General features: G+C 75.1%; 25 protein-coding genes. 13 read left to right on the top strand and 12 right to left on the bottom strand.

All coding sequences use genetic code 11. The features are described from left to right. Nucleotides 1-16 precede the first annotated feature (16 nt). Nucleotides 17-610 (top strand): dephospho-CoA kinase, encoded by a 594-nt coding sequence (coaE, locus tag ACFVU9_RS08280; protein WP_380501133.1) that lies wholly within the window; start codon nucleotides 17-19, stop codon nucleotides 608-610. On the opposite strand, the gene ACFVU9_RS08275 is transcribed toward coaE, so the two are convergent. After that, nucleotides 611-1,828, bottom strand: coding sequence for a sensor histidine kinase (locus ACFVU9_RS08275; RefSeq protein ID WP_380441013.1), 1,218 nt, complete (start codon nucleotides 1,826-1,828; stop codon nucleotides 611-613). A gap of 121 nt (nucleotides 1,829-1,949) precedes the next feature. Here ACFVU9_RS08275 and ACFVU9_RS08270 point away from each other — a divergent pair, with 121 nt between their 5' ends. Further along, entirely contained in the window at nucleotides 1,950-2,501 is a 552-nt protein-coding gene (locus ACFVU9_RS08270; RefSeq protein WP_380441011.1) for a GNAT family N-acetyltransferase, read from the top strand. Between the two features lie 37 nt (nucleotides 2,502-2,538). Here ACFVU9_RS08270 and ACFVU9_RS08265 read toward each other — a convergent pair whose 3' ends face one another. After that, complete coding sequence (locus ACFVU9_RS08265) at nucleotides 2,539-3,270, bottom strand: hypothetical protein (protein WP_380441008.1); 732 nt, start codon at nucleotides 3,268-3,270, stop codon at nucleotides 2,539-2,541. Nucleotides 3,271-3,348: 78 nt separating this feature from the next. Here ACFVU9_RS08265 and ACFVU9_RS08260 point away from each other — a divergent pair, with 78 nt between their 5' ends. Both ACFVU9_RS08260 and ACFVU9_RS08255 read left to right on the top strand, forming a co-directional pair. Then, nucleotides 3,349-4,248: a LysR family transcriptional regulator gene (locus ACFVU9_RS08260; RefSeq protein ID WP_380501139.1), complete on the top strand. Its 900-nt coding sequence runs from the start codon at nucleotides 3,349-3,351 to the stop codon at nucleotides 4,246-4,248. Between the two features lie 94 nt (nucleotides 4,249-4,342). Next, nucleotides 4,343-4,900 (top strand): hypothetical protein, encoded by a 558-nt coding sequence (locus ACFVU9_RS08255; protein WP_380441002.1) that lies wholly within the window; start codon nucleotides 4,343-4,345, stop codon nucleotides 4,898-4,900. Between the two features lie 614 nt (nucleotides 4,901-5,514). Here the strand turns inward: ACFVU9_RS08255 and ACFVU9_RS08250 are convergent. The 3 genes from ACFVU9_RS08250 to ACFVU9_RS08240 form a co-directional block, all read right to left on the bottom strand. Next, nucleotides 5,515-6,774, bottom strand: coding sequence for an alpha/beta hydrolase (locus ACFVU9_RS08250; RefSeq protein ID WP_387591197.1), 1,260 nt, complete (start codon nucleotides 6,772-6,774; stop codon nucleotides 5,515-5,517). A 106-nt stretch (nucleotides 6,775-6,880) separates the two neighbouring features. After that, nucleotides 6,881-7,606: a class I SAM-dependent methyltransferase gene (locus tag ACFVU9_RS08245; protein WP_387591194.1), complete on the bottom strand. Its 726-nt coding sequence runs from the start codon at nucleotides 7,604-7,606 to the stop codon at nucleotides 6,881-6,883. A 239-nt stretch (nucleotides 7,607-7,845) separates the two neighbouring features. Continuing rightward, nucleotides 7,846-8,277 carry an SRPBCC family protein gene (locus ACFVU9_RS08240; protein WP_380440996.1) on the bottom strand — a complete coding sequence of 144 codons (432 nt, stop codon included), beginning with the start codon at nucleotides 8,275-8,277 and terminating at the stop codon, nucleotides 7,846-7,848. 103 nt (nucleotides 8,278-8,380) lie between these two features. Between ACFVU9_RS08240 and ACFVU9_RS08235 the strand changes: the two genes are divergently transcribed. Continuing rightward, nucleotides 8,381-8,902 (top strand): GNAT family N-acetyltransferase, encoded by a 522-nt coding sequence (locus ACFVU9_RS08235; protein WP_387591191.1) that lies wholly within the window; start codon nucleotides 8,381-8,383, stop codon nucleotides 8,900-8,902. 12 nt (nucleotides 8,903-8,914) lie between these two features. Here ACFVU9_RS08235 and soxR read toward each other — a convergent pair whose 3' ends face one another. Both soxR and ACFVU9_RS08225 read right to left on the bottom strand, forming a co-directional pair. Next, a complete protein-coding gene (gene soxR / locus ACFVU9_RS08230; protein WP_380492742.1) occupies nucleotides 8,915-9,418 on the bottom strand; it encodes a redox-sensitive transcriptional activator SoxR in 504 nt (167 codons plus the stop codon). Between the two features lie 118 nt (nucleotides 9,419-9,536). After that, nucleotides 9,537-9,689 (bottom strand): hypothetical protein, encoded by a 153-nt coding sequence (locus ACFVU9_RS08225; protein WP_380440991.1) that lies wholly within the window; start codon nucleotides 9,687-9,689, stop codon nucleotides 9,537-9,539. Between the two features lie 126 nt (nucleotides 9,690-9,815). Between ACFVU9_RS08225 and ACFVU9_RS08220 the strand changes: the two genes are divergently transcribed. Together ACFVU9_RS08220 and ACFVU9_RS08215 are read left to right on the top strand one after the other, a co-directional pair. Then, nucleotides 9,816-10,535, top strand: coding sequence for a transketolase (locus ACFVU9_RS08220; protein WP_387591289.1), 720 nt, complete (start codon nucleotides 9,816-9,818; stop codon nucleotides 10,533-10,535). A 104-nt stretch (nucleotides 10,536-10,639) separates the two neighbouring features. After that, the gene (locus ACFVU9_RS08215) at nucleotides 10,640-11,533 is read left to right on the top strand and encodes a transketolase family protein (RefSeq protein WP_380440989.1); all 894 of its coding nucleotides are present in this window, start codon (nucleotides 10,640-10,642) and stop codon (nucleotides 11,531-11,533) included. A gap of 10 nt (nucleotides 11,534-11,543) precedes the next feature. On the opposite strand, the gene treZ is transcribed toward ACFVU9_RS08215, so the two are convergent. The 3 genes from treZ to glgX form a co-directional block, all read right to left on the bottom strand. Further along, complete coding sequence (treZ, locus tag ACFVU9_RS08210; protein WP_387591188.1) at nucleotides 11,544-13,277, bottom strand: malto-oligosyltrehalose trehalohydrolase; 1,734 nt, start codon at nucleotides 13,275-13,277, stop codon at nucleotides 11,544-11,546. Continuing rightward, nucleotides 13,274-15,724: a malto-oligosyltrehalose synthase gene (gene treY, locus ACFVU9_RS08205; RefSeq protein ID WP_387591185.1), complete on the bottom strand. Its 2,451-nt coding sequence runs from the start codon at nucleotides 15,722-15,724 to the stop codon at nucleotides 13,274-13,276. Before treY ends, treZ begins: the two co-directional genes overlap by 4 nt. 72 nt (nucleotides 15,725-15,796) lie before the next feature. After that, nucleotides 15,797-17,965 carry a glycogen debranching protein GlgX gene (gene glgX / locus ACFVU9_RS08200; RefSeq protein WP_387591183.1) on the bottom strand — a complete coding sequence of 723 codons (2,169 nt, stop codon included), beginning with the start codon at nucleotides 17,963-17,965 and terminating at the stop codon, nucleotides 15,797-15,799. Nucleotides 17,966-18,353: 388 nt separating this feature from the next. On the opposite strand from glgX, the gene ACFVU9_RS08195 reads away from it, so the two are divergent. The 4 genes from ACFVU9_RS08195 to ACFVU9_RS08180 all read left to right on the top strand — a co-directional run bounded on the left by ACFVU9_RS08195 (nucleotide 18,354) and on the right by ACFVU9_RS08180 (nucleotide 22,885). Then, complete coding sequence (locus ACFVU9_RS08195; protein WP_380440981.1) at nucleotides 18,354-19,625, top strand: SAV2148 family HEPN domain-containing protein; 1,272 nt, start codon at nucleotides 18,354-18,356, stop codon at nucleotides 19,623-19,625. A gap of 62 nt (nucleotides 19,626-19,687) precedes the next feature. Continuing rightward, on the top strand, nucleotides 19,688-20,164 hold the full coding sequence (locus ACFVU9_RS08190; protein WP_387591179.1) for a GNAT family N-acetyltransferase: 477 nt from the start codon (nucleotides 19,688-19,690) through the stop codon (nucleotides 20,162-20,164). A 43-nt stretch (nucleotides 20,165-20,207) separates the two neighbouring features. Next, nucleotides 20,208-20,951: an ABC transporter ATP-binding protein gene (locus tag ACFVU9_RS08185; protein WP_387591176.1), complete on the top strand. Its 744-nt coding sequence runs from the start codon at nucleotides 20,208-20,210 to the stop codon at nucleotides 20,949-20,951. Then, nucleotides 20,948-22,885 (top strand): FtsX-like permease family protein, encoded by a 1,938-nt coding sequence (locus ACFVU9_RS08180; RefSeq protein ID WP_387591173.1) that lies wholly within the window; start codon nucleotides 20,948-20,950, stop codon nucleotides 22,883-22,885. Before ACFVU9_RS08185 ends, ACFVU9_RS08180 begins: the two co-directional genes overlap by 4 nt. 33 nt (nucleotides 22,886-22,918) lie before the next feature. On the opposite strand, the gene ACFVU9_RS08175 is transcribed toward ACFVU9_RS08180, so the two are convergent. Next, nucleotides 22,919-23,251, bottom strand: a complete 333-nt coding sequence (locus ACFVU9_RS08175; protein WP_387591170.1) for a hypothetical protein — start codon at nucleotides 23,249-23,251, stop codon at nucleotides 22,919-22,921. A gap of 216 nt (nucleotides 23,252-23,467) precedes the next feature. Between ACFVU9_RS08175 and ACFVU9_RS08170 the strand changes: the two genes are divergently transcribed. Further along, the gene (locus ACFVU9_RS08170; protein WP_380492725.1) at nucleotides 23,468-24,169 is read left to right on the top strand and encodes an exonuclease domain-containing protein; all 702 of its coding nucleotides are present in this window, start codon (nucleotides 23,468-23,470) and stop codon (nucleotides 24,167-24,169) included. A gap of 28 nt (nucleotides 24,170-24,197) precedes the next feature. Beyond that, nucleotides 24,198-24,665, top strand: coding sequence for a GNAT family N-acetyltransferase (locus ACFVU9_RS08165; RefSeq protein WP_380501163.1), 468 nt, complete (start codon nucleotides 24,198-24,200; stop codon nucleotides 24,663-24,665). 11 nt (nucleotides 24,666-24,676) lie between these two features. Here the strand turns inward: ACFVU9_RS08165 and ACFVU9_RS08160 are convergent, their stop codons facing one another. Beyond that, nucleotides 24,677-25,477 carry a hypothetical protein gene (locus ACFVU9_RS08160; RefSeq protein ID WP_387591167.1) on the bottom strand — a complete coding sequence of 267 codons (801 nt, stop codon included), beginning with the start codon at nucleotides 25,475-25,477 and terminating at the stop codon, nucleotides 24,677-24,679. Nucleotides 25,478-25,504: the final 27 nt, after the last annotated feature.

The raw sequence follows: 25,504 nt of genomic DNA, 5'->3' as shown, positions 1-25,504 counted from the left end.
CCGGTAGCCTGGCGCCATGCTGAAGATCGGACTGACGGGTGGCATCGGCGCCGGCAAGAGCGAGGTGTCCCGGCTGCTCGCCGCCCACGGCGCGGTGATCGTGGACTCCGACGTGCTCGCCCGCGAGGTGGTCGCGCCCGGGACGGCCGGACTCGCCGCCGTGGTGGCCGAGTTCGGGCCCGCCGTGCTGCGGCCGGACGGTTCGCTGGACCGTCCGGCCCTCGGTGCGATCGTGTTCGCCGCCCCGGACCGGCTCCAGGCGCTGAACGCGATCGTCCACCCGCTGGTGCGGGCCCGCTCGGCCGAGCTGGAGGCCGCCGCCGCGCCGGACGCCGTCGTCGTGCACGACGTGCCGCTGCTCGCCGAGAACGGGCTCGGCCCGCTGTACGACCTGGTCGTCGTGGTCGACGCGGCGGACGACGTGCGGGTCGCGCGGCTGGTGGAGCTGCGCGGCATGACCGAGGACGAGGCCCGGGCCCGGATGGCCGCGCAGGCCACCCGCGAGGAGCGGCTCGCGATCGCGGACGTCGTGATCGACAACAGCGGCCCGCTGGAGGAACTGCCGGCCCGCGTCGCCGAGGTGTGGGCGCGGCTGCGGCCCCGCTCCTGATCAGGCCGCGCCGGCCGGCACGTCGGCGGTGAGCGGCAGGCGGGCCCGGACGGCGAAGCCGCCCTCCGGGGTGGGGCCCGCCTCCAGGGTGCCGCCGAGGTCGTCCGCGCGGGTGCGCATGCCCTCCAGGCCGTGTCCGCCGGAGGGCAGGTGCGGATCCTCGCCGCCGTCGCCGGGGGAGTTGACGACGGACAGGCGCAGCCCGTCCGCGCGGATCTCGACCGTGACGGCGACGGTGGCGGAGGGGGCGTGCTTGTGCACGTTGGTGAGCGCCTCCTGGACGATCCGGTAGGCGGCGTACTGGACGGCGGGGCTCGGCTCGGGCCCGCCGTCGGCCGGGCCGTCGACGCTCAGCCGTACGGACAGGCCGGCCCGGCGGGACTCCCCGACGAGCGCGGGCAGTCCGCCCAGGGACGGGCCCTCGTCGGAGGCGGGCGTCAGCACGCCCAGCAGTCCGCGCAGTTCGGTGAGGGCCTGCAGGCCGAGGGTGCGGATCAGCCCGAGGGTCTCCTTGACGACGGCCGGGTCGTTCGGCGCGGCGACCTGGCAGGCACCGGCGTGCAGGGTGATCAGCGAGACCCGGTTGGACACGACGTCGTGCATCTCCCGGGCGAGCCTGGCCCGTTCGGCGGCGGCGGCGCGTTCCTCGGCGTGCTGCCGGGCGGCCTCCAGGAGGCGGTTGCGGTCTTCGAGCAGGTCGACGGCGCGGGCGCGCTGGTGGGCGGTGAGGCCGAGGGCGAGCGGCACGGCGCCGTACACGAGGGGGTCCTCGATGATGTTGGCGATGTTGTTCAGCGTGCTGAGGTCGCCGAGGTCGAACGGGATGAGCAGGCGGATCTCGGCGAGGACGGCGATCACGACGAGCGCCCGGGTCCGGCCGCGCCGCGCGGCGAACCCGTAGAGCGCGACGGCGAGGGGGAGCTGGCCGCTCAGCAGGGTGAGCGCGGTGACCGTCGCCGGGGCCCGCCAGCGGAAGGCCAGGGCGAGCGCGCCGATCGCCATCAGAGTGGCGTTGACCCCGCGGGAGGACGTCGGCCCGACGTCCGGGTCGCCCGCGGCGAGCGGGACCAGGATCAGCAGGGCGAGGACGGTCGGGGCGAGCGCGACGACCGGGGCGGGCAGCCGGACCGGCAGGCTCACCAGCATGGTGGAGCGGTGGGCGGCCCGCAGGCCGGGGACCGGGCGGTGCCCGGGCTGCTGGTCGGTGGGCTGGCGCATGGGGGCATGCTTCCACACCGGGGTTCCGGTCGGCCTTGGATCACGGTCGGCCCTGGATCCGGCCGGCCCTGGATCCCGGCGGGCCCTGGATTCCGTGAGCCCCGGAAGCGACCATGGCGGGATGACCGATCATCTTCCCTCCGGGAGCCCCGCCGCGCCGGTCGAGGTCGTGCGGCTGCCGCAGTACACCCGTGCCGACCAGGACGAGATCCTCGGGCCCGGCGACGACCCCTACGGAGTGGCGCACACCGGGCTGACGTTCCTGCCCAAGGAGATCCACTTCGGCGTCCGGTCCGCCGGGGGCCGGCTCGTCGCGCACACCGGCCTGCTGCCGCTGCCCCTCACGATCGGGAGCGCGGAGGTGCCGGCCGTCGGCGTCGGGGGCGTCGCCGTCGCCGCCGACCGGCGCGGCGGCGGCCTCGCGCGCGCCGTGGTGGGGGCCGCCCTCGACCACGCCCGCACGCTCGGCCCCGCCTACGCCCTGCTGTTCTGCCGTCCGCCGCTCGTCGGCCTCTACGAGCGGCTGGGCTTCCGGGAGGTGCCCGGCGAGGTGACGGTCGAGCAGCCCGGCGGGCTGCTCGCCGTGATGCCACTGCGCACGATGTGGGCGCCGCTGCGGGCCGGCGCCGCCTGGCCGGAGGGGGCGGTGCGGCTGCGGTCGCTGCCGATGTGACGGGCCGGCACCAGGGCGGGCGGGCCGGGCGGGCCCGTCAGGCGGAGGCGGCGCGCTCGACGGAGGCGGCCCGCTCGACCGCGGCGGCGGCCAGGGCGCGGATCATCGCGTGCGGGCGGGTGCCGTCGCCGGACAGCTCCGGCTGGAACAGCGAGGCCAGGAAGAACGGGTGGTCCGTCAGCTCCAGGATGCGCACCGAGCCCGCCTCGTCCGCGCCGCTGAACCGCAGCCCGTGCTCGCGCAGCCGGTCCAGGTAGGCGGCGTTGAGCCCGTACGCGCAGTGGTAGCGCTCCAGCGTGCGGGTGGTGCCGAGGACGCGCTCGGCGAGCGTGCCGGGCGTGACGTTCACCGCGCCCTCGTGGCCGACCAGCGAGCACGCGAGCGGCTCGATGACCTGCTCGTCCCGGTCCGGGTCCTGCTCGGCGTGGACGGCGTCGCCGATGCCGCAGACGTCGCGGGCGAACTCCAGCACCGCGTGCTGGAAGCCGGCGCAGGTGCCGAGGAACGGGATGCCGAGCTCGCGGGCGGTCCGGACGGCGGCCAGGGCGCCGTCCTCGCTGCGGTAGGGGCTGCCGGGGAGCAGCCAGATCGCGTCGAAGCCGTCGAGTGCGCCGGGTGCCCCGGCGTCCTCGGTGGGGATCCAGTAGGCGTCCAGGTCGAGCTGGTCGCGGGTGGCGAGGGCGTCGAGCAGGCCGGGGATGCGGGCGTGCGAGCGGACGGCGGGGGAGCGGTCGCCGACCAGGGCGATGCGCGGGGTCTGGTAGGTCATGCGGCTATCCTGGCCCGGCACCCGAGATCACCGCCAACGATGATTTCTTACCCCTCGATCAGATCGGCTGATGAGACTGTGGATCCGCAGCAGCTGCGCACCTTCGTCACCGTCGTCCGCCTCGGCTCGTTCTCCGAGGCGGCGCGCGAGCTCGGGTACACGCAGTCCGCCGTCTCGCAGCAGATCGCCGCGCTGGAGGCGGACCTCGGGGCGCCGCTGCTCGTCCGCCGCCCGGTCGGCCCGACCGAGGCGGGCGTGCGGCTGCTGGAGCACGCCGCGCCGCTGCTCGTGCGGCTGGAGGCGGCGCGCGCCGACGTCGCGCGCCTGGTCGGTGCCGCGAGTGCCCGGCTGGTGCTCGGTGCCACCCCCCTGGCGCTCGGCACCGCGGTCGGGCGTGCGCTCGGCGAGGTGCGCCGGACGTATCCGCGCGCGGAGGTGGACGTCCGGGTGCTCGCCCAGGACGTGCTGCCCGCGCTGGTCGCCACCGGGGACGTCGACCTCGCCCTCGTCGACGGGCTCGCCGCGCCCAGCGACCCGCTGCCGCTGCCCGACGTCGGCCCGCTCGGCACCGTCGCCGTCGCCGAGCAGCCGGTCGTCGTGGCGCTCCCCGCCGGGCACCCGCTGGCCGGCCGGCCCGGGGTCGCCCTCGCCGACCTGTCCGCCGCCCGCTGGCTCGACGCCCCCGACCTCACCCCGCCGCCCGCCCGCCTGCGCGCGGCCACCGGCACCGACGGCTTCCGCCCCGCCACCCGCTACCGCGGTACGGACGTGCACGCCCTGCTCGCGCTCGTGGCCACCGGCCACGGCCTGGCCCTGCTGCCGCCGTCCGCCCTGGCCGCCGCCCCCGGCGTCGTCGGGGTGCCGGTCACGCTGCCGCGCCTGGTGCACCGCACCGAACTCGTGCACGGCAGCCTCCCGGAGGGCCCGGCGGCCCTGCTGGCCCGGGAGTTGACGCACCGGCAAACTCTTACCAAGTAGTTCACGTCCCGGGGCTGACGGTGTTCGTGGTGGCGCTGCTGTCATGGGCACAGTCGCCCGGCATTCGGCCGGGCCGGCCCAGGAGAGAGCCTCCATGATGCTTCGTCAGCGCCTGACCGTGGTCGCCGCGGCCACCGCCCTCGCCGCCGCCGGGATCGCCGCCGGAACCGGGACCGCGCAGGCCGCTTCGCACCCGTCCGCCCACAAGTCCGGTGCCCGTGCGGCCGGTTGTTCGCGCGCGTACCTGCCGCTGCCCGACCCGTCCTGCACGCCGGGCGCGTACAACCCGGCCGTCACCCAGGCGACCATCCAGAAGACGATCTGCGTCTCCGGCTGGACCGCCACCGTGCGCCCGCCGGCGAGCTACACCAACGCCCTGAAGGTGCAGCAGATCGCGCAGTACGGCTACTCGGACACCAACCCGGCCGACTACGAGGAGGACCACTTCGTCCCCCTGGAGCTCGGCGGCGCCCCGCGCGACCCGCGGAACCTGTGGCCCGAGCCGCGGTACGGCAACGAGCCCGCGCAGAGCAAGGACACCGTCGAGAACCGGCTGAAGAAGGCGGTGTGCGGCGGGCAGGTCACGCTCGACGCCGCGCGCAGAGCGATCGCCTCCGACTGGACGACCGCGCTGAGCCGCCTCGGCCTCTGACGGCCGGCGGCGCGTGGTGACGGGCCGGCCCGTCCGGTCCCCTGTGCCGGACGGGCCGACCCGTCGTGCCCCGGTATCGCGACCGGGGCGGTCTGTGCGGGCTGCTCAGCAGCCCGGGAGGGCCTCGCAGGGCGGGGCCGCACCGGTGACGCCGGCCGGGCGGGTGGTGCGCAACCGACGGCTCCTCACGTGTCCGGTGTGCCGGATCGGGGTCGGGTGCCCGGTGGCTCCCGGCGCCTGGTGGGCACGCGGCATGGCTGGTCCTTCCCCCGTACGTCCGGGGGCACGACACCGTTTCCGACCTGGGCTTGAGGGGTACTCAGCCCTGCGCGGCATCGACAGCGGTCGAAACTTAGTGCTATCCGGCCATCCCTTGCAAAGTGGAAAACCGGCTGGTAGCCCGGGGTGCCGGACAGTTGCAGCCGCCCGGTGGCGAAGGTGTGCGTGCCCGCGGAAGAAGCGATGGCGGGCCGGAGGTGGGAGCCGCCCTCCGGCGGCCCCGCACGGCCGGTCGGCCCTTCTGCCGCCTGGTGAACGGCCGTTGCGGGGAGGCGGGGCGGGGTCGGGGACGTCAAGGGTTTCCCCGGCGAGGTTCGTGTGGGGACCAGCTGCCCCTACGCCCGGGTGCCCGGGACGCCGAGCTGGGCGGCGAGCCAGGGCAGGGCCTGGACGAAGGTCGCGGCGCCGGTCTGCCAGGTGTGCTTGCCGGAGCCGACGGCCGTCGTCGTGCGGATGCCGTCCTTCTTCGCCGCGTCGTTCAGCACCTTGGCCGACTCGATCTGGCCGTGCTCCTCGTCGCCCTGGCCGAAGTAGCCGGACACGCCCTGGTACTTGGGGTGGTGGGCGAGGACGGTCACCGGGTCGTGCGCGGACCACGCGGCGGCGTCACCGCCGTAGAGCTCCTGGACGGTGTGGTCCTTGTCGCCGATGTACGGGCCCTTGTCGCCCGAGAAGTCGCCGAAGTGGGTGAAGACCGTGGGGTGTTCGACGGTGAGGTCGAAGGCGCAGGTGCCGCCCATCGACCAGCCGGCCACGCCCCACTTGTGCGGGTCGGTGGCGGCGTTGAAGGTCTTCTGGACGAACGGCGGGACGTCCTTGACCAGGTGGCTCTCGGAGTTGCCGTGCGGGCCGTCCACGCACTCGGTGTCCACCCGGAAGCCGCCGGTCGCGTCGACGAAGACGAGGATCGGCGCGAAGCCGTTGTGCTTGGCGGCGAACGCGTCCGCCGTCTTCACCGCGTCGCCGGAGCGGATCCAGTTGTCCGGCGCGGAGAACTCGCCGCCGATCATCTCCAGGACCGGCAGCTTGGGCCGGCTCTGGCTGCGGAACCATGCGGGCGGCAGGTAGACCAGCTCCTGGCGGTGCGCGAAGCCGCTGGCGGTGTCCGGGATGTCGACCTGGACGATGCGGCCGGTCTTCGTCTTCCCGTGCATCGAGCCGAGCTGGGCGAGCGTGATCTGGTCCGGCAGTGGGTCGCCGCTCAGCTCGCCGACCGCGTCGCCGATGGTCGGGTAGTAGCCGGTGGCCACGTTGAGGCTGTTGGCCGCCGCGAACAGCGCGAGGACGGCGGCGAGCGGCGCCAGCGCCCGCCGCCACCAGCGGGCGCCGCGCCAGCCGAACCCGAGCACGCTGAACGCCCCCACCGCCACGCCGCTCCACAGCCAGACGCCGAACGGGATCGGGTCGGTGATGCCGGACAGGGTCAGCACCCCGACCGCCGCGAGCGCGGTCAGGCCCGCCGCCGCCCCGAAGGCGATCGGACCCCACTTGACGCGCCAGGTCCGGTCCCGCCAGCCGACGGCGGTGACGAACAGGGCGACGGCGACGGCCTGTACGGTCCACGGGAACCAGCCGCCGAGCAGTGAGACGTTCATGCGGCGGAGGCTAGGACGGGGACATGAGAGGGCGCTTAAAGGCTGGTGATCGTCTGATGGTCCGCTGGGAGGTGCCTGGGAGCCCGTCAGTGCCGGGCGTCGGGCCTCAGGGCCGCCGGAACAGCGCGGTGAGCAGGAACGGCACGCCGAAGAGCGGCGAGTCCGGGGACTGCTCGGCCATCGGACGGATCTCGACCGGCTCGAAGTCCGCGAAGAGGGCGCGCAGTTCCTCGGGCGCGTAGGCGAGGCCGCCCTCCAGGCCGCCGACGCGGTACAGGTCCTCGTCGGGCCGCTCCGAGCCCATCGCCCCGGCGGCGAAGGTGCTGAGCACGAAGTGGCCGCCGGGCGCGAGGACCCGGTCGAGCAGGGCGAGGTAGCCGATCCTGCGGTGCGGCGGCAGGTGGTGGAGGCAGCCGGAGTCGAGGACGAGGTCGTACCGGGCGTGCGGGAGCTCGACGTCGAAGATGTTCCCGCAGTGGAAGCGCGGGCCGAGCCCGGAGGCCGCCGCCCGCTCCTCGGCCCACGCGACGGCGGCGGGCGAGAGGTCGACGGCGTCGACGTCGAAGCCGAGCGCGGCCAGGTGCAGGGCGTTGCGCCCCGGACCGCAGCCGAGGTCGAGCGCCCGGCCGCCGGGGGCGACGAGGCCGCGGTCGAGGTAGGAGACGAGGTGCTCGTCCGGCTTCGGCACGAAGAACGGGCGCCCGGCGCTCCGGTCGGCGTAGAAGCCGTCCCACCAGGCGGAGGCGTCGGAGGTCCAGCGGTCGGCGGCCGGGGGGAAGAGGCGGTCGAGGAGGGCGAGGACGTCTTCGGTCGTGCGGATCGTGCGGTTCATGGGGTCGAGCCTAGGCGGCCGCGAGAGTCTTTCCCAGGGCCAACTCCCCTGGTGGGAAGGGGTGTAGCGGCTCCTGGCGGTGGGCTGCGAAGGGGGGCCTCCGGCCGCACCGGCCCCGGGGTGTGCAGGTGGCGGCGCGGGCGCCAGGGGGCGGGAAGGGCCGTTTCCGGGCGGGGCTGGGAGGTGCCAGGGAACGGCCCCGGATAACGCTTTCGCGACGGTCCCGCCGCGGCCTGCCGTCAGCCCGCGAAGCGCTCGCGCAGGGCGCGCAGGCCGGCCGTGAACACGCCGTGCACCAGGGCCGTCGACGCCTCGCGGTGCTCGCGCTCGACGTCGTACGTGGCGCTCCACTCGACGAACGCCGCGTCGGACTCGGTGACCGGCACCACCCGCAGGGTCGCCCGGTAGGCGCTCAGCTCGAAGGTGCCGTCGGCGAAGCCGTACGTGTAGCTCCGGGCCCCGTCGTCGTAGCCGAGCAGCGTCTCGCTCAGCTCCGTGTCGCCGAGCTCGAAGAGGCGGACGGCGCCGACGGCCGTGCCGCCCAGGTCGTTGCCGCGCCGGCTCGGGGGCAGGTCCGGGTGCCACGCGCCGAGGGCGTGGAAGTCCCCGATCAGCTCCCACACCTTGCCGGCCGGAGCCTCCACCACCGTGCTGACCGTCGTCCCCGCCATGGCCGTTCCCCTTCGTCGCCGGATCCCGTGCGTCCCCGACCATCTTGGCCTGCGGCGAGACGATATGAGGAACGGTCAGGGAAACTCGCGCGTTCGGGCGGACATGAACGAAGAACCGGTGACCCTGCGCCCGATCGCCGAGGCGGACCTTCCGGTCCTCCATACGATGATGAACGACCCCGACGCGCTCGGCGAGTTCCAGTGGTACGGCTGGCGGGACTTCGGGCCGATCCGCCGGCAGTTCGCCGAGGACGGCCTGCTCGCGGACCACCGCTCGGTGCTCGCGGTGGAGAGCGCCGGCGCGTTCGCGGGCTTCGTCTCCTGGCGGCAGGCGAGCCCGCGGTCGGCGTCGGCGTACTGGAACATCGGCGTGCAGCTGCGCCCGGAGGCGCGCGGCCGGGGCGTCGGCACGGAGGCCCAACGGCAGCTCGTGGCCTACCTGTTCGCGCACACCCCGGTGATGCGGCTGGAGGCGGACACCGAGGCCACCAACCTCGCCGAGCAGCGCGCCCTGGAGAAGTGCGGCTTCACCCGGGAGGGCGTCCAGCGGGCCCTGGCCTTCCGCGACGGCGCCTGGCGCGACGTCGTGCGCTACAGCATCCTGCGGACGGACCCAAGGCCCTGAGGCCCTGGGGCCCTACGGCGCTACGGCCGGCTCCGGGCCGGTGCCGGGGTCGCGGGTGAGGAGGTAGCGGGCGCCGGGGCCGGAGGCGGCGGCGCGGTCGGCCGCGTTGTAGAGCGCGCAGCGGGAGAGCGAGAGGCAGCCGCACCCGATGCAGCCGGTGAGCTTGGCCTTGAGGCGCTCCAGTTCGGCGATCTGCTCGTCGATCCGGCTCTGCCAGGACGTGGCGACCGCGTCCCACTCGGTGCCGGTGGGGACGCGGTGCTCGGGGAGGCGGTCGAGGGCGACGCGGGCCTCGTCGAGGGAGAGGCCGACGCGCTGCGCGGCGCGGACGAAGGCGACGCGGCGCAGCGTGGCGCGGTTGTACCGGCGCTGGCCGCCGGCGGTGCGGGTGGCGTGGATGAGGCCGAGGCTCTCGTAGTAGCGCAGGGCGGAGGTGGCGAGGCCGCTGCGTTCGGCGAGCTGGCCGATGGTGAGGAGGTCGTGGCGGGTGGGGCCGTGGCCGGGCGCTGCGGTCATGCGGCCCACTCTATCCATGGACTTCAAGCGGACTTCAAGCGGACTGCAAGGGGCTCCAGGGGGCTCCAGGGGGCTCCAGGGGGCTTCGGGTGGGCCGCGGGCGGGTTCGGAGGCCCGGTCAGTCGGTGCCGAACCACTCCTCCGCGAGGTCGTCGAGCGGGAGGCCGCCGATGCCGAGCCGGTCACAGAGCGCAGCGGCGCCCGGCCGCATCACCGATTCGTCGGGCACGACCGCGTCCCACTGCTCTTCCGTCTCCACCACAGGCAGCACGGCAGGACGCTAGGCGTGCGAACGGCCTTGCGGCAACCGGTTTTCCGGCCGGGCCGCGGACACCGTCGGTGATCGCTTGACTTCAAGCTGGCTTTAAGTTGCACCATCATCGTCATGACGAAGCAGATGACGCACACGACGCAGACGGCGAGCGGGACCCGGGCCGGCGCCCGCTTCGAGGACCTCCCGGCCCTCATGGCGCTGATGACCGGCGACGAGAAGCACGGCCCCGCCGCCACCTCCACGCTGGACGCGCTCTGGGTGCTCTACGACCGGATCCTGCGGGTGACCCCGGGGACGGCCGAGCACCAGGACCGCGACCGCTTCCTGCTCTCCAAGGGCCACGGTCCGATGGCGTACTACGCCGTGCTCGCCGCCAAGGGGTTCATCGACCCCGAGGTGCTGCCGAGCTTCGGCGCCTACGACTCCCCACTCGGCCACCACCCCGACCGGATGCTGGTCCCGGGCGTCGAGATCGCCTCCGGATCGCTCGGCCACGGCCTGCCGCTGGCCGTCGGCACGGCGCTCGGGCTGCGCGCCCAGGGCCTGGCCGATCCGGCGGTGTGGGTGCTGCTCGGGGACGCGGAGTTCGACGAGGGCTCCAACCACGAGGCGGTGGCCTTCGCCGGCGCCTACGGGCTGGACCGGCTGCACGCCGTGGTCATCGACAACTCCTCGGCCACGCACGGCTGGCAGGGCGGCATCGCGGCCCGGTTCGCGGCCGAGGGCTGGTCGGCGCAGACCGTCGACGGCCGCGACCACGAGGCGCTGCACGCGGCCTACACCGCCGCGCACCCGGGCCGCCCGCGGGTCGTGGTGGCCCGCGTCGAGCCCAAGGACTCCTGAGCACTGCCGAGCACTCCCAGGCACTACCGAGCACCGCCGGGCACTCCCGGCCGAGCACCACCGCCGTCACGTACAACCCGCCGATACACAAGGGGACTTCACCGATGGAAACCATGCGCGAGCGCTTCTTCGACGTCACGACCGACCTCCTCGACCAGGACCCGCGCGTCGCCCTCGTCCTCGCCGACATCAGCGCGGCCTCCTTCGCCCCGGCGGCCGGGCGCCACCCAGACCGCGTGATCAACGTCGGTATCCGCGAGCAGCTGCTGATCGGTGCGGCCGGCGGCCTGGCGCTGACCGGGATGCGCCCGATCGCCCACACCTTCGCCAGCTTCCTCGTCGAGCGGCCCTTCGAGCAGGTCAAGCTGGACCTGGTCCACCAGGGCGTCGGCGCGGTCCTGGTGAGCGCGGCCGGCTCGTACGACTGGCCGGCGGGCGGCCGCACCCACATGTCGCCCGGTGACGTCGCGCTGCTGGACACCCTGCCGGACTGGACCGTCCACGTGCCGGGCCACCCGGACGAGGCCGAGACGCTGCTGCGCCACGCCGTCGCGGACGGCGACCGCAACGTGTACGTCCGCCTGTCCGCGCACCAGAACGAGGCGCCGGTGGCCGTCGAGCCGGGCCGGTTCACCGCCGTGCGCGAGGGCTCGGGCGGGGTGGTCGTCGCCGTCGGCCCGATGCTGGACGCGGTGCTGGCGGCGACCGAGGGCCTGGACGTGACCGTGCTGTACGCCGCCACCGTCCGCCCGTTCGACGCGGCCGGGCTGCGCGCGGCCCTGGGCGACCGGCCGGACGTCGTGCTGGTGGAGCCGTACCTGGCCGGGACGTCGGCGAACGAGGCGCACGCGGCGCTGGCCGACCGCCCGCACCGGGTGCTGGGTCTCGGCGTGCCGCGCGAGGAGCACCGGCACTACGGCTCGATCCCCGAGCACCTGGCGGCCTACGGCCTGGACGCGGCCTCGCTGCGGGAGCGGATCGCCACCTTCCTGTGGTAGCCGCGGCCGGTCACAGCAGGACGACGGCCACCGCGTCCGCCCCCAGCCGCACCGTCGGACCGTCCAGTGCGGCCGGCCCGAACGCGGCCACCACCTCCCGCCCTTCGCCGCCCAGCGGCAGCGCGGCCTCGCCGGACCCGAGGTTGACCGCCACCCGGTACGGCCTCCGGTGGACGACCAACCACCGTGCGGCCTCGTCGAATTCGACCCGCACCGCGCCCAGGTCCGGATCGGACAGCTCGGGCCGCTCCCGCCGCAGCCGGATCAACCGCCGGTGCCAGTCGAGCAGTTCGGCGTGCGGCCGGCGCCGCGGCTCGGTCCAGTCGAGCACCGAGCGCAACACGGTGGCCGGCTCCTGCGGGTCCGGGACGGCCTCCGCGCGCCAGCCGTGCTCGGCGAACTCCCGGCGCCGGCCGCGCCGGACGGCCTCGGCGAGGTCGGGGTCGGTGTGGTCGGTGAAGTACTGCCAGGGCGTGGCGGCGCCCCACTCCTCGCCCATGAACAGCATCGGCGTGAACGGCGAGGTGAGCACCAGCGCGGCGCCGGCGGCGAGCCGCCCGGGGGTGAGCGTGGTGGAGATCCGGTCGCCGAGCGCCCGGTTGCCGATCTGGTCGTGGGTCTGCAGGTAGCCGAGCAGCCGGTGCCCGGCGCCGGCCGGCGCGAACGGGCGCCCGTGGCGGCGCCCGCGGAAGGCGGACCAGGTGCCGTCGTGGAAGAACCCGCGGGTGAGCGTCCTGGCGACGGCGGCGAGCGGCGCCCGCGCGAAGTCGCCGTAGTAGCCCTGGGATTCGCCGGTCAGGGCGGCGTGCAGGGCGTGGTGGAAGTCGTCGCTCCACTGGGCGTCGAGACCCTGGCCGCCGGCCTCGCGCGGCGTGGTGGTGTGCGGGGTGTTGAGGTCGGACTCGGCGATCAGGAACAGCGGGCGGTTGGTGGCCGCCGCCAACTTCTCGACCTCGCCGGACAGTTCCTCCAGGAAGTGCACCGCCCGGTCGTCCGCGAGGGCGTGCACGGCGTCCAGGCGCAGCCCGTCGATGCGGTAGTCGCGCAGCCAGGAGAGCGCGCTGCCGATGAGGTACGTCCGCACGTCGTCGGAGCCGGGGCCGTCCAGATTGATCGCGGAGCCCCACGGGGTGTGGTGCCGGTCGGTGAAGTACGGGCCGAACGCCGGAAGGTGGTTGCCGGACGGGCCGAGGTGGTTGTGGACGATGTCGAGGATCACCCCGAGGCCCGCGCGGTGCGCCGCGTCGACGAAGCGCTTCAGGCCCTCGGGCCCGCCGTAGGGCTCGTGGACGGCCCACAGGGAGACGCCGTCGTAGCCCCAGCCGTGCTTGCCGGGGAACGGGCAGACGGGCATCAGCTCGACGAAGTCGACGCCCAGGCCGACGAGGTGGTCGAGGTGTTCGGCGGCGCCGTCGAAGGTGCCGCGGGCGGTGAAGGTGCCGACGTGCAGCTCGTAGACCACCGCCCCGGGCAGCGGGCGGCCGCGCCAGCCGGTGTGCGACCAGCGGAACGCGGCGTGGTCGACGGCCCGGCTCGGGCCGTCCGGGCCGTGCGGCTGCCGGGCCGAGCGCGGGTCGGGCAGGGGGCGGCCGCCGTCGAGGCGGAACGCGTAGTCGCCCTCCGGCGCCTCGCCGCCCCACCAGCCGTCCCGGTCCGGGCGGCGGTCCAACGGGTGGGGGATGCCGTCGACTTCGACCTCGACCCGGTGGGCGGCGAACGGCGCCCACACCTCGTACGGCCTCACGCCGGGCTCCTCCTCGTCAGCAGTGCCACGGGGTACGTCGCCAGCAGGTCGGCGGCCGGCACCGGTCCCGCCGGGTGCGTGCGGTGGGTCAGTTCGTCCGTCCACGGCCCGCCCGCGGGCAGGTCGAGGAAGGTGTCCCGCCAGCCGCCGGCGCGCTCCAGGCCGTACGGGAGGCGGGTGACGGCGGTGACGACGTCGTCGCCGCGGGCGAAGGCCAGCAGGTGGTCGGAGGCGAGGTCGGTGGCGGGCAGCGGCCGGTAGGGGCCGAGCGGGCGGGCGCGCCGCAGGTGCAGGGCGGTCGCGGTGAGGTGGAGCTTCTCGCGGGCGAGGTCGCCGGGGCGCGGGGTGGCGGCGTCGGTGAGCCGGACGGCGAGGGCGCCGAGGTCGACGACGCCCCGGTTGTCGGGGTCGACGAGGGTGTACAGCGGTTCCTCGCTGCCCTGGTAGAGGTCGGGGACGCCGGGCACGGTGAGGTGCAGCAGCGCGGCGGAGAGCGTGTTGGAGCGGGCGTACGGCGCGAGCGCGTGCACCCGGCCCTCGATGCGGGGGAGCAGCCCGGGGTCGTCGTACACGGCGCGGGCGCGCTCCTCCAGGGCGCGTTCGAAGGGGGCGTCGGGGGCCGTCCACGAGGTGTGCAGCTTGGCCTCGCGGGCGGCCTTGAGGAGGGCGGCGACGAGGCGGTCCGGGCCGATCGGCCAGGCGGCGACGAGGGTGTGCCACAGCAGCCAGTCGCCGTCCCGGTCGCCGCCGGGCCCGGCCGCGGCGGACCACGCGGCGGCCTCGGCGGCCCACGCCTCGGGCTGCTCGGCGAGGACGGCGAGGCGGGCGCGCGCGTCGGCGCTGCGCTTGGTGTCGTGGGTGGAGAGCGCGGTCATGCTGAGCGGCCAGGCGCCTTCCAGGTACCGGCACCAGTCGTGGAAGCCGGCGGGCTCCAGTCCGGGGCGGGCGGGTTCGCCGCCGACCTCGTTGAGGCCGGGCAGGGCGTTCCACCGGTAGAAGGCGGTGTCCTCGACGCCCTTGGCGGCGACGGCGGCGGCGGTCTGGGCGAAGCGGGCGCAGAACTCGTCCTTCTCGGGCCCGCGCCCGAGCTCGCCGAGGGCGAGGGCGGCGACGAGGGAGTCGGTGGGGTCCGCCGCGCCGTCGAGCAGCGCGCGCAGGTACCCGTCGTCGCCGGCCTCGCCGGGCCGCACGTACGGCCGGTAGACCGGGTAGCCGGTGAGGAGCCGCTCCAGCGAGGCGCGCAGCTGCCAGGGCGCGTGGTCGGCGTGCTCGGGCTCGGCGGCCCCGACCCGCACCGCGAGCCGGACCAGCCGGTCGACCTCGGCCGCGAGCTCGCCGCGCGGTGCGGTCATCTCGGCCCGGCCGCGCAGGGCCGCGGCGACCGCCGGGTGGGGGTCCGGGCGGAGCTCGGCGGGGGCGGCGGTCCCGTGCAGGAACGCCTCGTAGGCCGCGGCCAGCCGGCCCGCGCCGGCCCGGTCGGTGAGCACCCCGTCGATGCGGCGCAGCGCGTCGTACCCGGTGGTGCCGGCGCACGGCCAGTCGGCGGGCAGCCGCTCGTCCCCGGTGAGGATCTTCTCGACGACGGTGTAGGCGCCGCCGGTGGCCGCGGCGAGGCGGGCCAGGTAGCCGCGCGGGTCGGCGAGGCCGTCGGGGTGGTCGATCCGGAAGCCGTCGAGGACGCCGTCGGCGTGCAGCCGCAGCAGCACGGCGTGGGTGGCGTCGAAGACCTCGGGCTCCTCGACCCGCACGGCGATCAGCTCGTTGACGGTGAAGAAGCGCCGGTAGTTGAGCTCGGTGCGGGCCAGGCGCCACCAGGCGAGGCGGTACCACTGGCGGGCGAGGAGTTCGCCGAGCGGCAGGTGCCCGGTGCCGGGGCGCAGCGGCAGGACGTGGTCGTGGTAGCGCAGCACGTCGCCGTCGACGGTGATCCGGCCGAGTTCGTCGCCGAGCCGCCCGCCGAGCAGCGGCAGCAGCACCCGGCCGCGTCCGGGGGCGTCGGCGGGGCCGGGCTGGGCGGCCCAGTCGATGTCGAACCAGCGCGCGTACGGGGAGTCGGGCCCGTCGCGCAGGACCTCCCACAGCTGCCGGTTGAGCCGTTCGGGGACGGGCACGGCCATGTGGTTGGGCACGACGTCGGCGAGCAGCCGCAGGCCGTGCCGGTGCGCGGCGGCGGCCAGCTCGCGCAGGGCGGGCTCGCCGCCGAGCTGTTCGCTGACGCGGCCGTGGTCGACGGTGTCGTAGCCGTGGGTCGAGCCGGGGGCGGCCTCCAGCAGCGGGGACAGGTGGAGGTGGGAGACGCCGAGGGCGGCGAGGTAGGGGACGGCGGCGGTGGCGTCGCGGAGGGTGAAGCCGGGCTGGAGCTGGAGTCGGTAGCCGGCGGTCGGCGTCCAGGACGGGGGGACACTGGCGGCCGGGCGGGTCCGTGCGGGCTCGGCGGCGGAGGTCATAGCTCCATGAGTACCCGGGGGAGCCCGCCGCCAAGACCCGCTGCTGATCCGAACAGGTGACCGCCCGCGGGTTCACGCCGGGCGCTGGAGCACCATGAGCGACCGGTCGGTGAGCCAGAGCGTGTCGCCGGCCTTGACCCGGGCGCCGGTACCGGGGGCGGGCAGCCGGGGCTGCGCGGTGTCCACCACGACCTGCCACTCCTGGCCGTGGTCGGCGGGGACGGTGAACTCCAGCGGCTCGAAGTGCGCGTTGAACATGAGGAGGAAGGAGTCGTCGACGATCCGCCCGCCGCGCCGGTCGGGCTCGGAGATCGCGTAGCCGTTGAGGAAGACGGTGAGCGACTTGGCGTAGCTGGCGCCCCAGTTGCGCTTGGTCATCTCCTCCCCGCTCGGGGTGAACCAGGCGATGTCGGTGAGGTCGTCGTAGCCGCCCGCCTCCGCCGCCGCGCGGCCGGCGGCCGGCTGCCCGGAGACCACCCGCCCGGAGACCGGCCGCCCGTGGAAGAAGCGGCGGCGGCGGAACACCGGGTGGTCGCGGCGCAGCCAGATCATCCCCTGGGTGAACTCCAGCAGCCGCGCCTGCGGCCCGTCCTCCTGGGGCCAGCGCACCCAGGTGAGCTCGTTGTCCTGGCAGTAGGCGTTGTTGTTGCCGTGCTGGGTGCGGCCGAGCTCGTCGCCGTGGGAGAGCATCGGCACGCCCTGGGAGAGCATCAGGGTGGCGATGAGGTTGCGCTGCTGGCGCGCTCTCAGCTCCTCGACGGCCGGGTCGTTGCTCGGGCCCTCGACGCCGCAGTTCCAGGAGCGGTTGAAGGACTCGCCGTCCCGGTTGTCCTCGCCGTTGGCCGCGTTGTGCTTCTCGTTGAAGGAGACGAGGTCGCGCAGGGTGAAACCGTCGTGGCAGGTCACGAAGTTGATGGAGGCGATGGGCCGGCGGCCGTCGTCCTGGTAGAGGTCGGAGGAGCCGGTGAGCCGGGAGCCGAACTCGGCGAGCGCGGCGGTCTCGCCGCGCCACAGGTCGCGCACGGTGTCCCGGTACATGCCGTTCCACTCCGTCCACAGCGGCGGGAAGTTGCCGACCTGGTAGCCGCCCTCGCCGAGGTCCCAGGGCTCGGCGATCAGCTTGGCCTGGGAGACGACCGGGTCCTGCTGGACGAGGTCGAAGAAGGAGGAGAGCCGGTCGACCTCGTGGAACTGCCGGGCCAGGGTGGCGGCCAGGTCGAAGCGGAAGCCGTCGACGTGCATCTCGGTGACCCAGTAGCGCAGCGAGTCCATGATCAGCTGGAGCACGTGCGGGCTGCGCATCAGCAGGCTGTTGCCGGTGCCGGTGGTGTCCTCGTAGAACCGCTGGTCCTGGGCGAGCCGGTAGTAGGAGACGTTGTCCAGGCCGCGCAGGGAGAGCGTCGGCCCGAGGTGGTTGCCCTCGGCGGTGTGGTTGTAGACGACGTCCAGGATCACCTCGATCCCGGCCGCGTGCAGCGCCTTGACCATCGACTTGAACTCCTGCACCTGCTGGCCGCGGTCGCCGTCGGAGGAGTAGGAGGAGTGCGGGGCGAAGAAGCCGATCGTGTTGTAGCCCCAGTAGTTGGCGAGGCCGAGGTCGCGCAGCCGGTGGTCGCGGACGAACTGGTGCACCGGCATCAGCTCGATCGCGGTGACGCCGAGCTTGGCGAGGTGCTCGATCACCGCCGGGTGGGCGAGGCCCGCGTAGGTGCCGCGGATCTCCTCGGGGATGCCGGGGTGCAGCCGGGTGAGGCCCTTGACGTGCGCCTCGTAGATGACGGTCCGGTGGTAGTCGGTGCGCGGCGGGTGGTCGGTGCCCCAGTCGAAGTAGGGGTTGATGACCACCGAGTGCATCGTGTGCGGGGCGGAGTCGAGGTCGTTGCGGCGCTCGGGGGCGCCGAAGTGGTAGCCGTAGACGGACTCGTCCCAGTCGACGTTCCCGCTCATCGCCTTGGCGTACGGGTCCAGGAGCAGCTTGGCGCTGTTGTGCCGCTGGCCGAGCCCCGGGTTGTACGGCCCGTGGACGCGGAAGCCGTAGCGCTGGCCGGGCTGGACGCCCGGGAGGTAGGCGTGGCGCACGAAGGCGTCCGTCTCGCGCAGCTCGACGGCGCTCTCCGAGCCGTCCCCGTCGATCAGGCACAGCTCGATCCGGTCGGCGCTCTCGGAGAACACCGCGAAGTTGGTACCGGCCCCGTCGTAGGTGGCGCCGAGGGGGTAGGGCTTGCCGGGCCAGACCTGCATGAGTCCTCAACTTCCTTGCCAAAAAAGAAAACTGACGTCCAGTCCAAGAATCAGCGGCTGTCTTCCCGGCCGTGCGGCCGGGCATGTGCGGCGTTCGCGCGCCGTGACGCACGGCACAGTCCGCATACTCCACGACCCTTCCCCCGGTCGCCGGGACCCGTGCCCTGCGTTAGCCCGAACGGGCGTCCGGGCGGTATTCCTCCGATTAAGCCCGGCGCTGTGACGGGTGGGTCCCCTGGTGCGTCCGCGCCCCCTCGGGCAACCGGCTGCGGACGGCTCTCGGCGGGCAGTACCCTTGATCGTCCGGCCGCCCCGGCCGACCGGTGCTAGTCAACGGCCCGTCAACGGTCCCCGCACCCGCGGGGGTCAGCCGCAGATGAGGTGGCGCATGGTGTTCCCTGCTGGCGGCCGTGGCGCCGGGCCCGACGGCCCCGAGCGGGGCGGCGCCCGCAGCGAGGCGCCCACGGTGGTCATGCGCCCCACCATGACCGGCCGCTCCCTGGTGCCCGCCCAGGGCGGCCCGGTGGAGATCCCCGCCCTCGCCTGGTCCGGCGCCGAGTGGGAGGACGCCTACCAGCGCGTGCGCCTGTCCGGGCGCGCCTACGTCTGGCTCAACCTGGTCGAGCAGCGGCTGCGCTCCCTCGTCGACGAGGTCCTGCACCCCATCTACGCCCCCGCCCACGGCGAGGACTGGGTCACCGCCGCCGCCGGCCCGGCGGGCGAGGAGTGGGCGCACCGCGCCGGCGCCGTCCGGGAGGTCAGCCGCCGCAAGGGCTACCTGCTCGACCCCGCCGACGACGACCCGCTGGTCTTCCTCACCCTGCCCCAGCTGCGCGAGCTCATGGTCCAGCACTGGCCGTGCTTCGAGCCCTACCTCGCCGACCGGCGCGAGATCGAACTCGCCCTGGACGAGCTGGAGGTGGCCCGGCACGTGGTCTCCCGCAACCGCGTCCTCACCCAGACCGTCCTCGCCCAGACCGAGCGCGCCGCCGCCCGCCTGCTCGCCCTGCTCGACGGCGGCGCCGGCGGGGTGCCCGCCGACGTCGTCGAGTCGCTGGTCGCCGGCCGGTACGCGGACGTCGTCGCGGTGCACGCCGACCGGGTCCGCCTCCAGCGCGACCTGCCCGTCGAGGACCTCCTGGACGGCGCCCGGCGGCTGGACGCGCTCGGCATCGGCCTCGGCATGCTCTGCCAGAACTACACCGGCAAGCGCCTGGTGCGCCTGGCCGGCGAAGGCTGCCGGATGCGGCTGCTGTTCCTCAACCCGGCGAGCAGCGCCGTGCGCCGCCGTGAGCGCGAACTCGGCCTCGGCCGCGGCGAGTTGTCCCGCTCGATCGAGATGAACATCATGCACGTCCGCCGGGTTCGGGCCCGGCTGCGCGACCCGGGCGGCTTCGAGATCCGGGTCTTCGACGAGACCCCGCGCTTCACCGCCTACCTCGTCGAGGGCCCGCGCCCCGAGGGCCGCGGCGGCCGCCGGGCCGGCCGCGACCTCGGCGTCGTCCAGCCCTACCTGCGCCGCGCCCGCGGCATGGAGTCCCCCGCGCTCGTCCTGCGCGGCGGCGCCGGCCAGCAGCCCGGCGGCACGGAGGCGGGCCTGCTGGAGGTCTACCGCGAGGAGTTCGAGGGGGTCTGGGCGGACTCCCGGCCCGTGTCCTGAGCCGCGTCCACCTCTCGGGCGGCGCTGGTGGGGCGGGTGCGGACGCTGCCAGACTGCGCGCCGTGAACAGCCTCCCGCACTGGACCCTGGAGCCCGCCCGGCCCGAGGACGTCGACCGCGTCTGCGACCTCAAGGACCAGGTCATGCGCGCCGACCTGGAACGCCTCGGCCGCTGGGACCCGCAGCGCTCCCGCCGGCGCGTGCGGGACGCCTTCTCCACCGCGCACACGTCCGTCCTGCTGGTCGAGGGGGCCTTCGCCGGCTCCCTCAGCGTCCGGCCCGACGAGCGGGGCGGGCGCCACCTGGAGCTGTTCTACCTCGCCCCGCACCTCCAGGGCCGGGGCCTCGGCACGGCCGTGCTGCGCCACGTCCTCGCCGAGGCCGACGCGGCCGGGGAGCCGGTGCGCCTCGTCGTCCTGCGGGGCAGCGCCGCCCAGCGCCTGTACGAGCGCCACGACTTCGTCCTGGAACGCGAGGACCGGGTCGACGTCCTCCTCGTTCGTGAACCCCGGACGCAGCAGAATCGTTTCGCCACTTGAGATGGCCTCAGCAGGCCCGCTCGTGGTAGGCATAGCCCCCGTGATGATCACGGGGGATGAGGCCGTCCTGCGCCTCGAACAACTGCACCGCACCTACGGAACCGGCCCGGAGGCCGTCCACGCGCTCAGGGGGGTGGACGTCGAGTTCGCGCGCGGCACCTTCACCGCCGTCATGGGCCCCTCCGGCTCCGGCAAGAGCACCCTGCTCCAGTGTGCCGCCGGCCTCGACCGGCCCGACACCGGCCGCGTCACCCTCGACGGCACCGACCTCGCCACGCTGACCGAGACCCGGCTCACCGTGCTGCGCCGCGAGAAGCTCGGCTTCGTCTTCCAGGCCTTCAACCTCGTCGGCTCGCTCACCGCCGAACAGAACGTCGGCCTGCCGCTGCGCCTCGCCGGGCGCCGCCCCGACCGCGCGCAGGTCCACCGCGCCCTCGACCAGGTCGGCCTCGGTCAGCGCACCGGCCACCTGCCCTCCCAGCTCTCCGGCGGCCAGCAGCAGCGCGTCGCGATCGCCCGCGCCCTCATCGCCCGCCCGCAGGTCCTGTTCGCCGACGAGCCCACCGGCGCCCTCGACAGCTCCAGCAGCCGCGACGTCCTCGCCCTCCTGCGCGAGCTCGTCGACCGCGAGGGCCAGAGCACCGTCATGGTCACCCACGACCCGGTCGCCGCCTCCTACGCCGACCGCGTGCTCTTCCTCGCCGACGGCCGCCTCGCCGACGACCTCGCCCGCCCCAGCGCCCAGCAGGTCGCCGAGCGGATGACGGCCCTGGAGACGGCGGCATGACCATGGCCACGCTCCTGCCCGTCGCCACCGCGAGCCTGCGCCGCCGCAAGGCCGCCTTCGCCGGCTCCTACGTCGCGCTCACCCTCGGCGTCACCCTCGTCGCCACCACCGGCACCCTCCTCGACGACACCGCCGGCGACGACTCCCCGCTCGGCGCGCCCTCCCTGCACAAGGTGCTCACCTTCACCGCCGGCATGGCCGCCTTCGTCGCCGTCTTCGTCGTCGCCGGCACCTTCGCCTTCGCCGTCGCCCAGCGCCGCCAGGAGATCGCGATGCTGCGCGCCGTCGGCGCGACGCCCCGCCAGGTCGTGCTGCTGATCACCGGCGAGGCCGCCGCCGTCGCCCTCGCCGCCGCCGTCTGCGGCTGCCTCCTCTCCCTGCCCGCCGCACCCGCGCTCGCCGCCTGGCTCGTCGCCCGCGGCGCCGCCCAGGCGGGCTTCACCTCCCACCCCGCGCTCACCCCGATGCTCGTCGCGGCCGCCGTGGGCCTGCTCGTCGCCCTGCTCGGCGCCCTCGGCGCCGCCCTGCGGGCCGGGAGCGTCCGCGCCGTCGAGGCCCTCGGCGACGCCGCCGTCGACCGCAAGGTCATGACGCCACTGCGCTGGGCCTGCGCCGCCGCCCAACTCCTCGCCCTGGCAGGCGCGGTGGGCTACTACCTCGCCGCCCCGAGCATGCCCCCCGCCCCCGGCGACCAGCCCGACGACCCGCAACTCGCCTCCCAGTGGGTCATGGCCGCCGACCTCATGACGATCGCCGCGCTCGCCCTCTTCGCGCCGCTGCTCGTCCCGCTGCTCGTCCGCGCCTTCAGCGCCCCACTGCGCTGGACCGTCGCCGCCGCCCCCCTGCTCGCCCGGCAGAACGCGCTCACCGCCGTCCGCCGCACCGTCTCCACCGCCACCCCCGCCTTCCTCACCATCGCGCTCACCGGCACCGCCATCGGCGCCACCGCCGCCTTCGCCGACGCCATGACCGCCCAGGGCCGGGCCACCGCCGCCGCCCGCTACGTGCTGCGGCCCGGCGCCGTCCCGCTGCCCGTCGACACCCTCGCCCGGCTCACCGCCGACCGGCCCGGCCTGCGCGCCACCGCCACCACCCCCACCGTGATCACCGGCCTCGGCGCCGACACCGCGTCCTTCGCCGACCACAGCGAGGACTCGGCCGCCTCCGCGCCGTCCGCCGCCACCGTCGTCACCGGCGACCTCGCCACCGCCTGGACCCTGCCCGCCGTCGAGGGCAGCCCCGCCGACCTGCACGGCGCCACCCTCGCCGCCTCCGTCCACCAGGTGCGCGGCCACGGCTGGAAGCTCGGCGACCAGGTCAACCTGCGGCTCGCCGACGGCACCGTCACCAGCCTGCGGCTCGCCCTGGTCTACCGCACCCAGCTCGGCCTCGACGAGGTGCTGCTCAGCGGCGACGCCGTCACCGCGCACCTGGACGGCGCCCGCCCCGGCGCCGTCCACCTCTCCGACGCCCCGGCCGCGACCTACGGCGGCACGCTCACCGACGCCCGCACGCCCGGCCCCGACCCCGGCGCCCACTACGCGTGGATCGCCACCAGCACGATCCTCGGCCCGGCCCTGCTCTACGCGCTCATCGCCATCGTCAACACCATGGTGATGTCGGCCGCGGACCGCCGCCGCGACTTCGCCGTCCTGCGCCTCGCCGGGACGGTGCGCCGGCAGGTGCTGTCGATGGTCGCCCTGGAGGCCGTCCTGGTCGTCGCCACCGCGGCCGTCCTCGCCCTCGCCGTCACCGCGCTCACCCAGTGGGGCGCGACGGCACTGATCGACCACCGCATCCTGGCCGGCCAGACCGCGATCGCCTTCCGCCTCCCCTGGACCCCGCTCGCCGGAGCGGCCGCCGTCTGCCTGGTCCTCGCCGTCCTGTCCAGCGTCATCCCCAGCCGCCTCGCCCTCACCCACGGGGCCCGGTAACCGCCCCGCCCGGCCCGGAGACCCGGCGGACCCTCAGTACTCCGCCGGGTTGACCGCCTTCGGCCGGGCGGTGGGTTCGGCGACGACACCGGTGCCCGGGCCGGCCTCGTTGTCGTAGGACCGGGATCCGAATTCCAGCCCTTCGAGGGGCGCCGACAGCAGGAAGTCGACGAAGCCGTCGGTGCCCAGGGTGGCCCAGCGGTGCAGTATCGCCGGCAGCTCGTCGATGTCGGTGTCGGCGAGCTCGGCGTCGAAGTGCTCCACCTGGTCCCCGGGCAAGGACGCGCGGATCTCTCTGATCGTCCGCAGCGGGTGGGCCTCGTCGGGCCGGTTCGGGGGCACGGGCAGGTTCGGGGCGGTGCTCATCGTCGGCTCCTCCGATCGGGTCCGGGGACCAGCCTAGGGCCCGGCGGACCGCCGGAGCGGACCCCTGGGCGGCCGGGTTGTCGGTGGGGCGGGTCATGATAGGGGCTGTTTCGCACAGCAGGACGGAAGGACGCACCCCATGAGCGAGCGGAGCGAGCGAATCGTTGAGAGGCGCGCGTGGGCGAGTGCCCCTGTCGAGCGAAGCGAGGCGGGCGCATGAGCTGGTGGCAGCAGCCACTGGTCGGCTTCGACCTGGAGACCACGGGCACGGACCCGGCCGTGGACCGCATCGTCACGGCCGCGCTCGTGGACACCGTCGGGGCCCGCCGGGTGGGGGTCGCCGGCTGGCTGCTCGATCCCGGGGTGCCGATCCCCGCCGAGGCGGAGGCGATCCACGGGATCGGGGACGACGTCGCCCGGCGCAAGGGGCGGCCGGCCAAGGAGGCGGTGGAGGAGATAGCCGCGGCGCTCTGCGAGCGGCTCGCGGCGGGGCGGCCGGTGGTCGGGTTCAACGCGCCCTTCGACCTCTCCCTCCTCGACGCCGAGCTGCGCCGGCACGGGCTGGCGACGCTCGCCGAGCGCCTCGGCCGTCCGGTCGGGCCGGTGCTGGACGCGCTGGTGATCGACCGGGCGGTGGACAAGTACCGCAAGGGCTCCCGCACCCTGCAGCGCGTCTGCGAGGTGTACGGCGTCGAGCTGACCGACGCCCACGAGGCCGGGAGCGACGCCCTGGCCGCTGTCCGCGTCGCCGTCGCCCTCGCCGAGCGCTACCGTTCCGAGGTCGGCGACGTGGCCCCGGCCGACCTGCACGGGCGTCAGGTCCACTGGTACCGGGAGTGGGCCGAGGGCCTCCAGGCCTGGCTGCGCCGCGGCAAGGACCCGCAGGCGGTGGTGGACCCCCGCTGGCCGCTGCGGTAGCGGGCGGCGCGCCTGCCAGACTCTCCGGGTGATCACACGCCTCGCGCGGCCCGCCGACCTGCCCGGTTTCCTCGCCCTCGCCGCCGAGGTCGAGCACTGGTTCGGGCCGATGGTGGACGACCCCGGGTTCCGCCGGGCCGTCGTCCGGAACATCGACCGCGGGCGCGCCACGGTGGTCGACGGCCCGGACGGCGGCCTGCTCGGCGCCCTGCTGTTCGGTGGTGAGCCGCCGGTGCACCACCTGCACTGGCTGGTGGTCGCCGAGCGGGCCCGGGGGACGGGCGTGGGCCGGGCGCTGGTCGAGGACGTGCTGCGCCGGCGGGTCCGGGTCCGCCCGGCGACCGTCGAGGTGGTGACGTTCGGCGCGGACCACCCCGGGGCGGTCGTGAGCGGGGCCCGGGTGTTCTACGAACGGCTGGGCTTCACGCCGGCCGAGCCGGCGGAGCCGGGGCCGGAGGGCGGCTCCCGGCAGGTGTACCGGCTCCACCTGCTCTGACGGCCGGGGGCCTACTGGAGGTCGAGCCCGACGGGGTGGCCGAGGTCCTGCGGGCAGACGAAGACGTGCAGTTCGCCGTGGCGGCCGACGCTGACGTCCGGGTCGTCGCCGCTCTCGACGGTGAGCAGGTGCCGCATCCGGGCGCCGCACGCGCCGCAGTCGACGGGGATCAGGTCGGTGGAGCGCCAGGACGGCCAGCCGCCGAGCTTCCAGCCCCCGGCGCAGGCGAGGTCACGGTGGTACTCGGTGCCGTTCCGTTCGGCGAACTCCTCGGCGGCGGAACGGAGTTCGCCGGGCAGTTCGTCGCGGTCGGGGAGGTCGCGGATCTGCTCGGGGCGCAGCACGCACGGCGTGGGCAGGTATTCGTCGTCGGAGCGCCGGGGCCGCGGGGGAGTGCGGGGCGCGAGGCCGTCGGCGCGCTGCCAATGGAGTTCGACGGCGGGGCCGTAGTAGTAGCGCTCGCCCTGGATGTCGTCGTGGTCGTTGGGGCACCAGAGCACCTGGAGCACGTCGGCACCGTCGGGCCAGGGCAGGTGGGGTGCGTCGGCGGCGCGGACGCGCAGGACCGGGACGAGGGCGATCGCCGTCGTGGTCTCCCGGTCGCGCGGGGCCGCGTCCTCGTAGGCATCGTCGGGGTGCCCGGCGGTGCAGTGCGGCCAGGGTGCGCCGTCGGGCCAGAGCGCGGGTCCGCCGAGCGAACTCCCGTGTGCGGTGGGTGCCTTGGCCTCGGGGTGCAGCAGGGTGGCCGGCCGCAGGTAGGAGGCGAGGGCGGGCACGGCGTCGACGAGGCCGGCGGGGGTGGGGTCCGTCACGCGGCTCACCGTAGCGGACGGCGTCCC

The sequence above is a fragment of the Kitasatospora sp. NPDC057936 genome (assembly GCF_042887525.1).
Classification (GTDB): Bacteria; Actinomycetota; Actinomycetes; order Streptomycetales; family Streptomycetaceae; genus Kitasatospora.
Note: the sequence above shows the minus strand (reverse complement) of the source record. Positions and strands in the feature narration are given on the sequence as shown.

Bases quoted from the DNA above. Each gene is read 5' to 3' on its own strand.
- ACFVU9_RS08195 (WP_380440981.1), top strand. From the start codon at position 18,354: ATGGTGTTCCCTGCTGGCGGCCGTGGCGCCGGGCCCGACGGCCCCGAG.
- ACFVU9_RS08275 (WP_380441013.1), bottom strand. From the start codon at position 1,828: ATGCGCCAGCCCACCGACCAGCAGCCCGGGCACCGCCCGGTCCCCGGC.
- ACFVU9_RS08170 (WP_380492725.1), top strand. From the start codon at position 23,468: ATGAGCTGGTGGCAGCAGCCACTGGTCGGCTTCGACCTGGAGACCACG.
- ACFVU9_RS08250 (WP_387591197.1), bottom strand. From the start codon at position 6,774: ATGAACGTCTCACTGCTCGGCGGCTGGTTCCCGTGGACCGTACAGGCC.
- ACFVU9_RS08265 (WP_380441008.1), bottom strand. From the start codon at position 3,270: ATGACCTACCAGACCCCGCGCATCGCCCTGGTCGGCGACCGCTCCCCC.
- treY (WP_387591185.1), bottom strand. From the start codon at position 15,724: ATGACCTCCGCCGCCGAGCCCGCACGGACCCGCCCGGCCGCCAGTGTC.
- ACFVU9_RS08215 (WP_380440989.1), top strand. From the start codon at position 10,640: ATGGAAACCATGCGCGAGCGCTTCTTCGACGTCACGACCGACCTCCTC.
- ACFVU9_RS08270 (WP_380441011.1), top strand. From the start codon at position 1,950: ATGACCGATCATCTTCCCTCCGGGAGCCCCGCCGCGCCGGTCGAGGTC.
- ACFVU9_RS08245 (WP_387591194.1), bottom strand. From the start codon at position 7,606: ATGAACCGCACGATCCGCACGACCGAAGACGTCCTCGCCCTCCTCGAC.
- ACFVU9_RS08235 (WP_387591191.1), top strand. From the start codon at position 8,381: ATGAACGAAGAACCGGTGACCCTGCGCCCGATCGCCGAGGCGGACCTT.
- coaE (WP_380501133.1), top strand. From the start codon at position 17: ATGCTGAAGATCGGACTGACGGGTGGCATCGGCGCCGGCAAGAGCGAG.
- soxR (WP_380492742.1), bottom strand. From the start codon at position 9,418: ATGACCGCAGCGCCCGGCCACGGCCCCACCCGCCACGACCTCCTCACC.
- ACFVU9_RS08175 (WP_387591170.1), bottom strand. From the start codon at position 23,251: ATGAGCACCGCCCCGAACCTGCCCGTGCCCCCGAACCGGCCCGACGAG.
- ACFVU9_RS08255 (WP_380441002.1), top strand. From the start codon at position 4,343: ATGATGCTTCGTCAGCGCCTGACCGTGGTCGCCGCGGCCACCGCCCTC.
- ACFVU9_RS08180 (WP_387591173.1), top strand. From the start codon at position 20,948: ATGACCATGGCCACGCTCCTGCCCGTCGCCACCGCGAGCCTGCGCCGC.
- glgX (WP_387591183.1), bottom strand. From the start codon at position 17,965: ATGCAGGTCTGGCCCGGCAAGCCCTACCCCCTCGGCGCCACCTACGAC.
- ACFVU9_RS08240 (WP_380440996.1), bottom strand. From the start codon at position 8,277: ATGGCGGGGACGACGGTCAGCACGGTGGTGGAGGCTCCGGCCGGCAAG.
- ACFVU9_RS08185 (WP_387591176.1), top strand. From the start codon at position 20,208: ATGATCACGGGGGATGAGGCCGTCCTGCGCCTCGAACAACTGCACCGC.
- ACFVU9_RS08220 (WP_387591289.1), top strand. From the start codon at position 9,816: ATGACGCACACGACGCAGACGGCGAGCGGGACCCGGGCCGGCGCCCGC.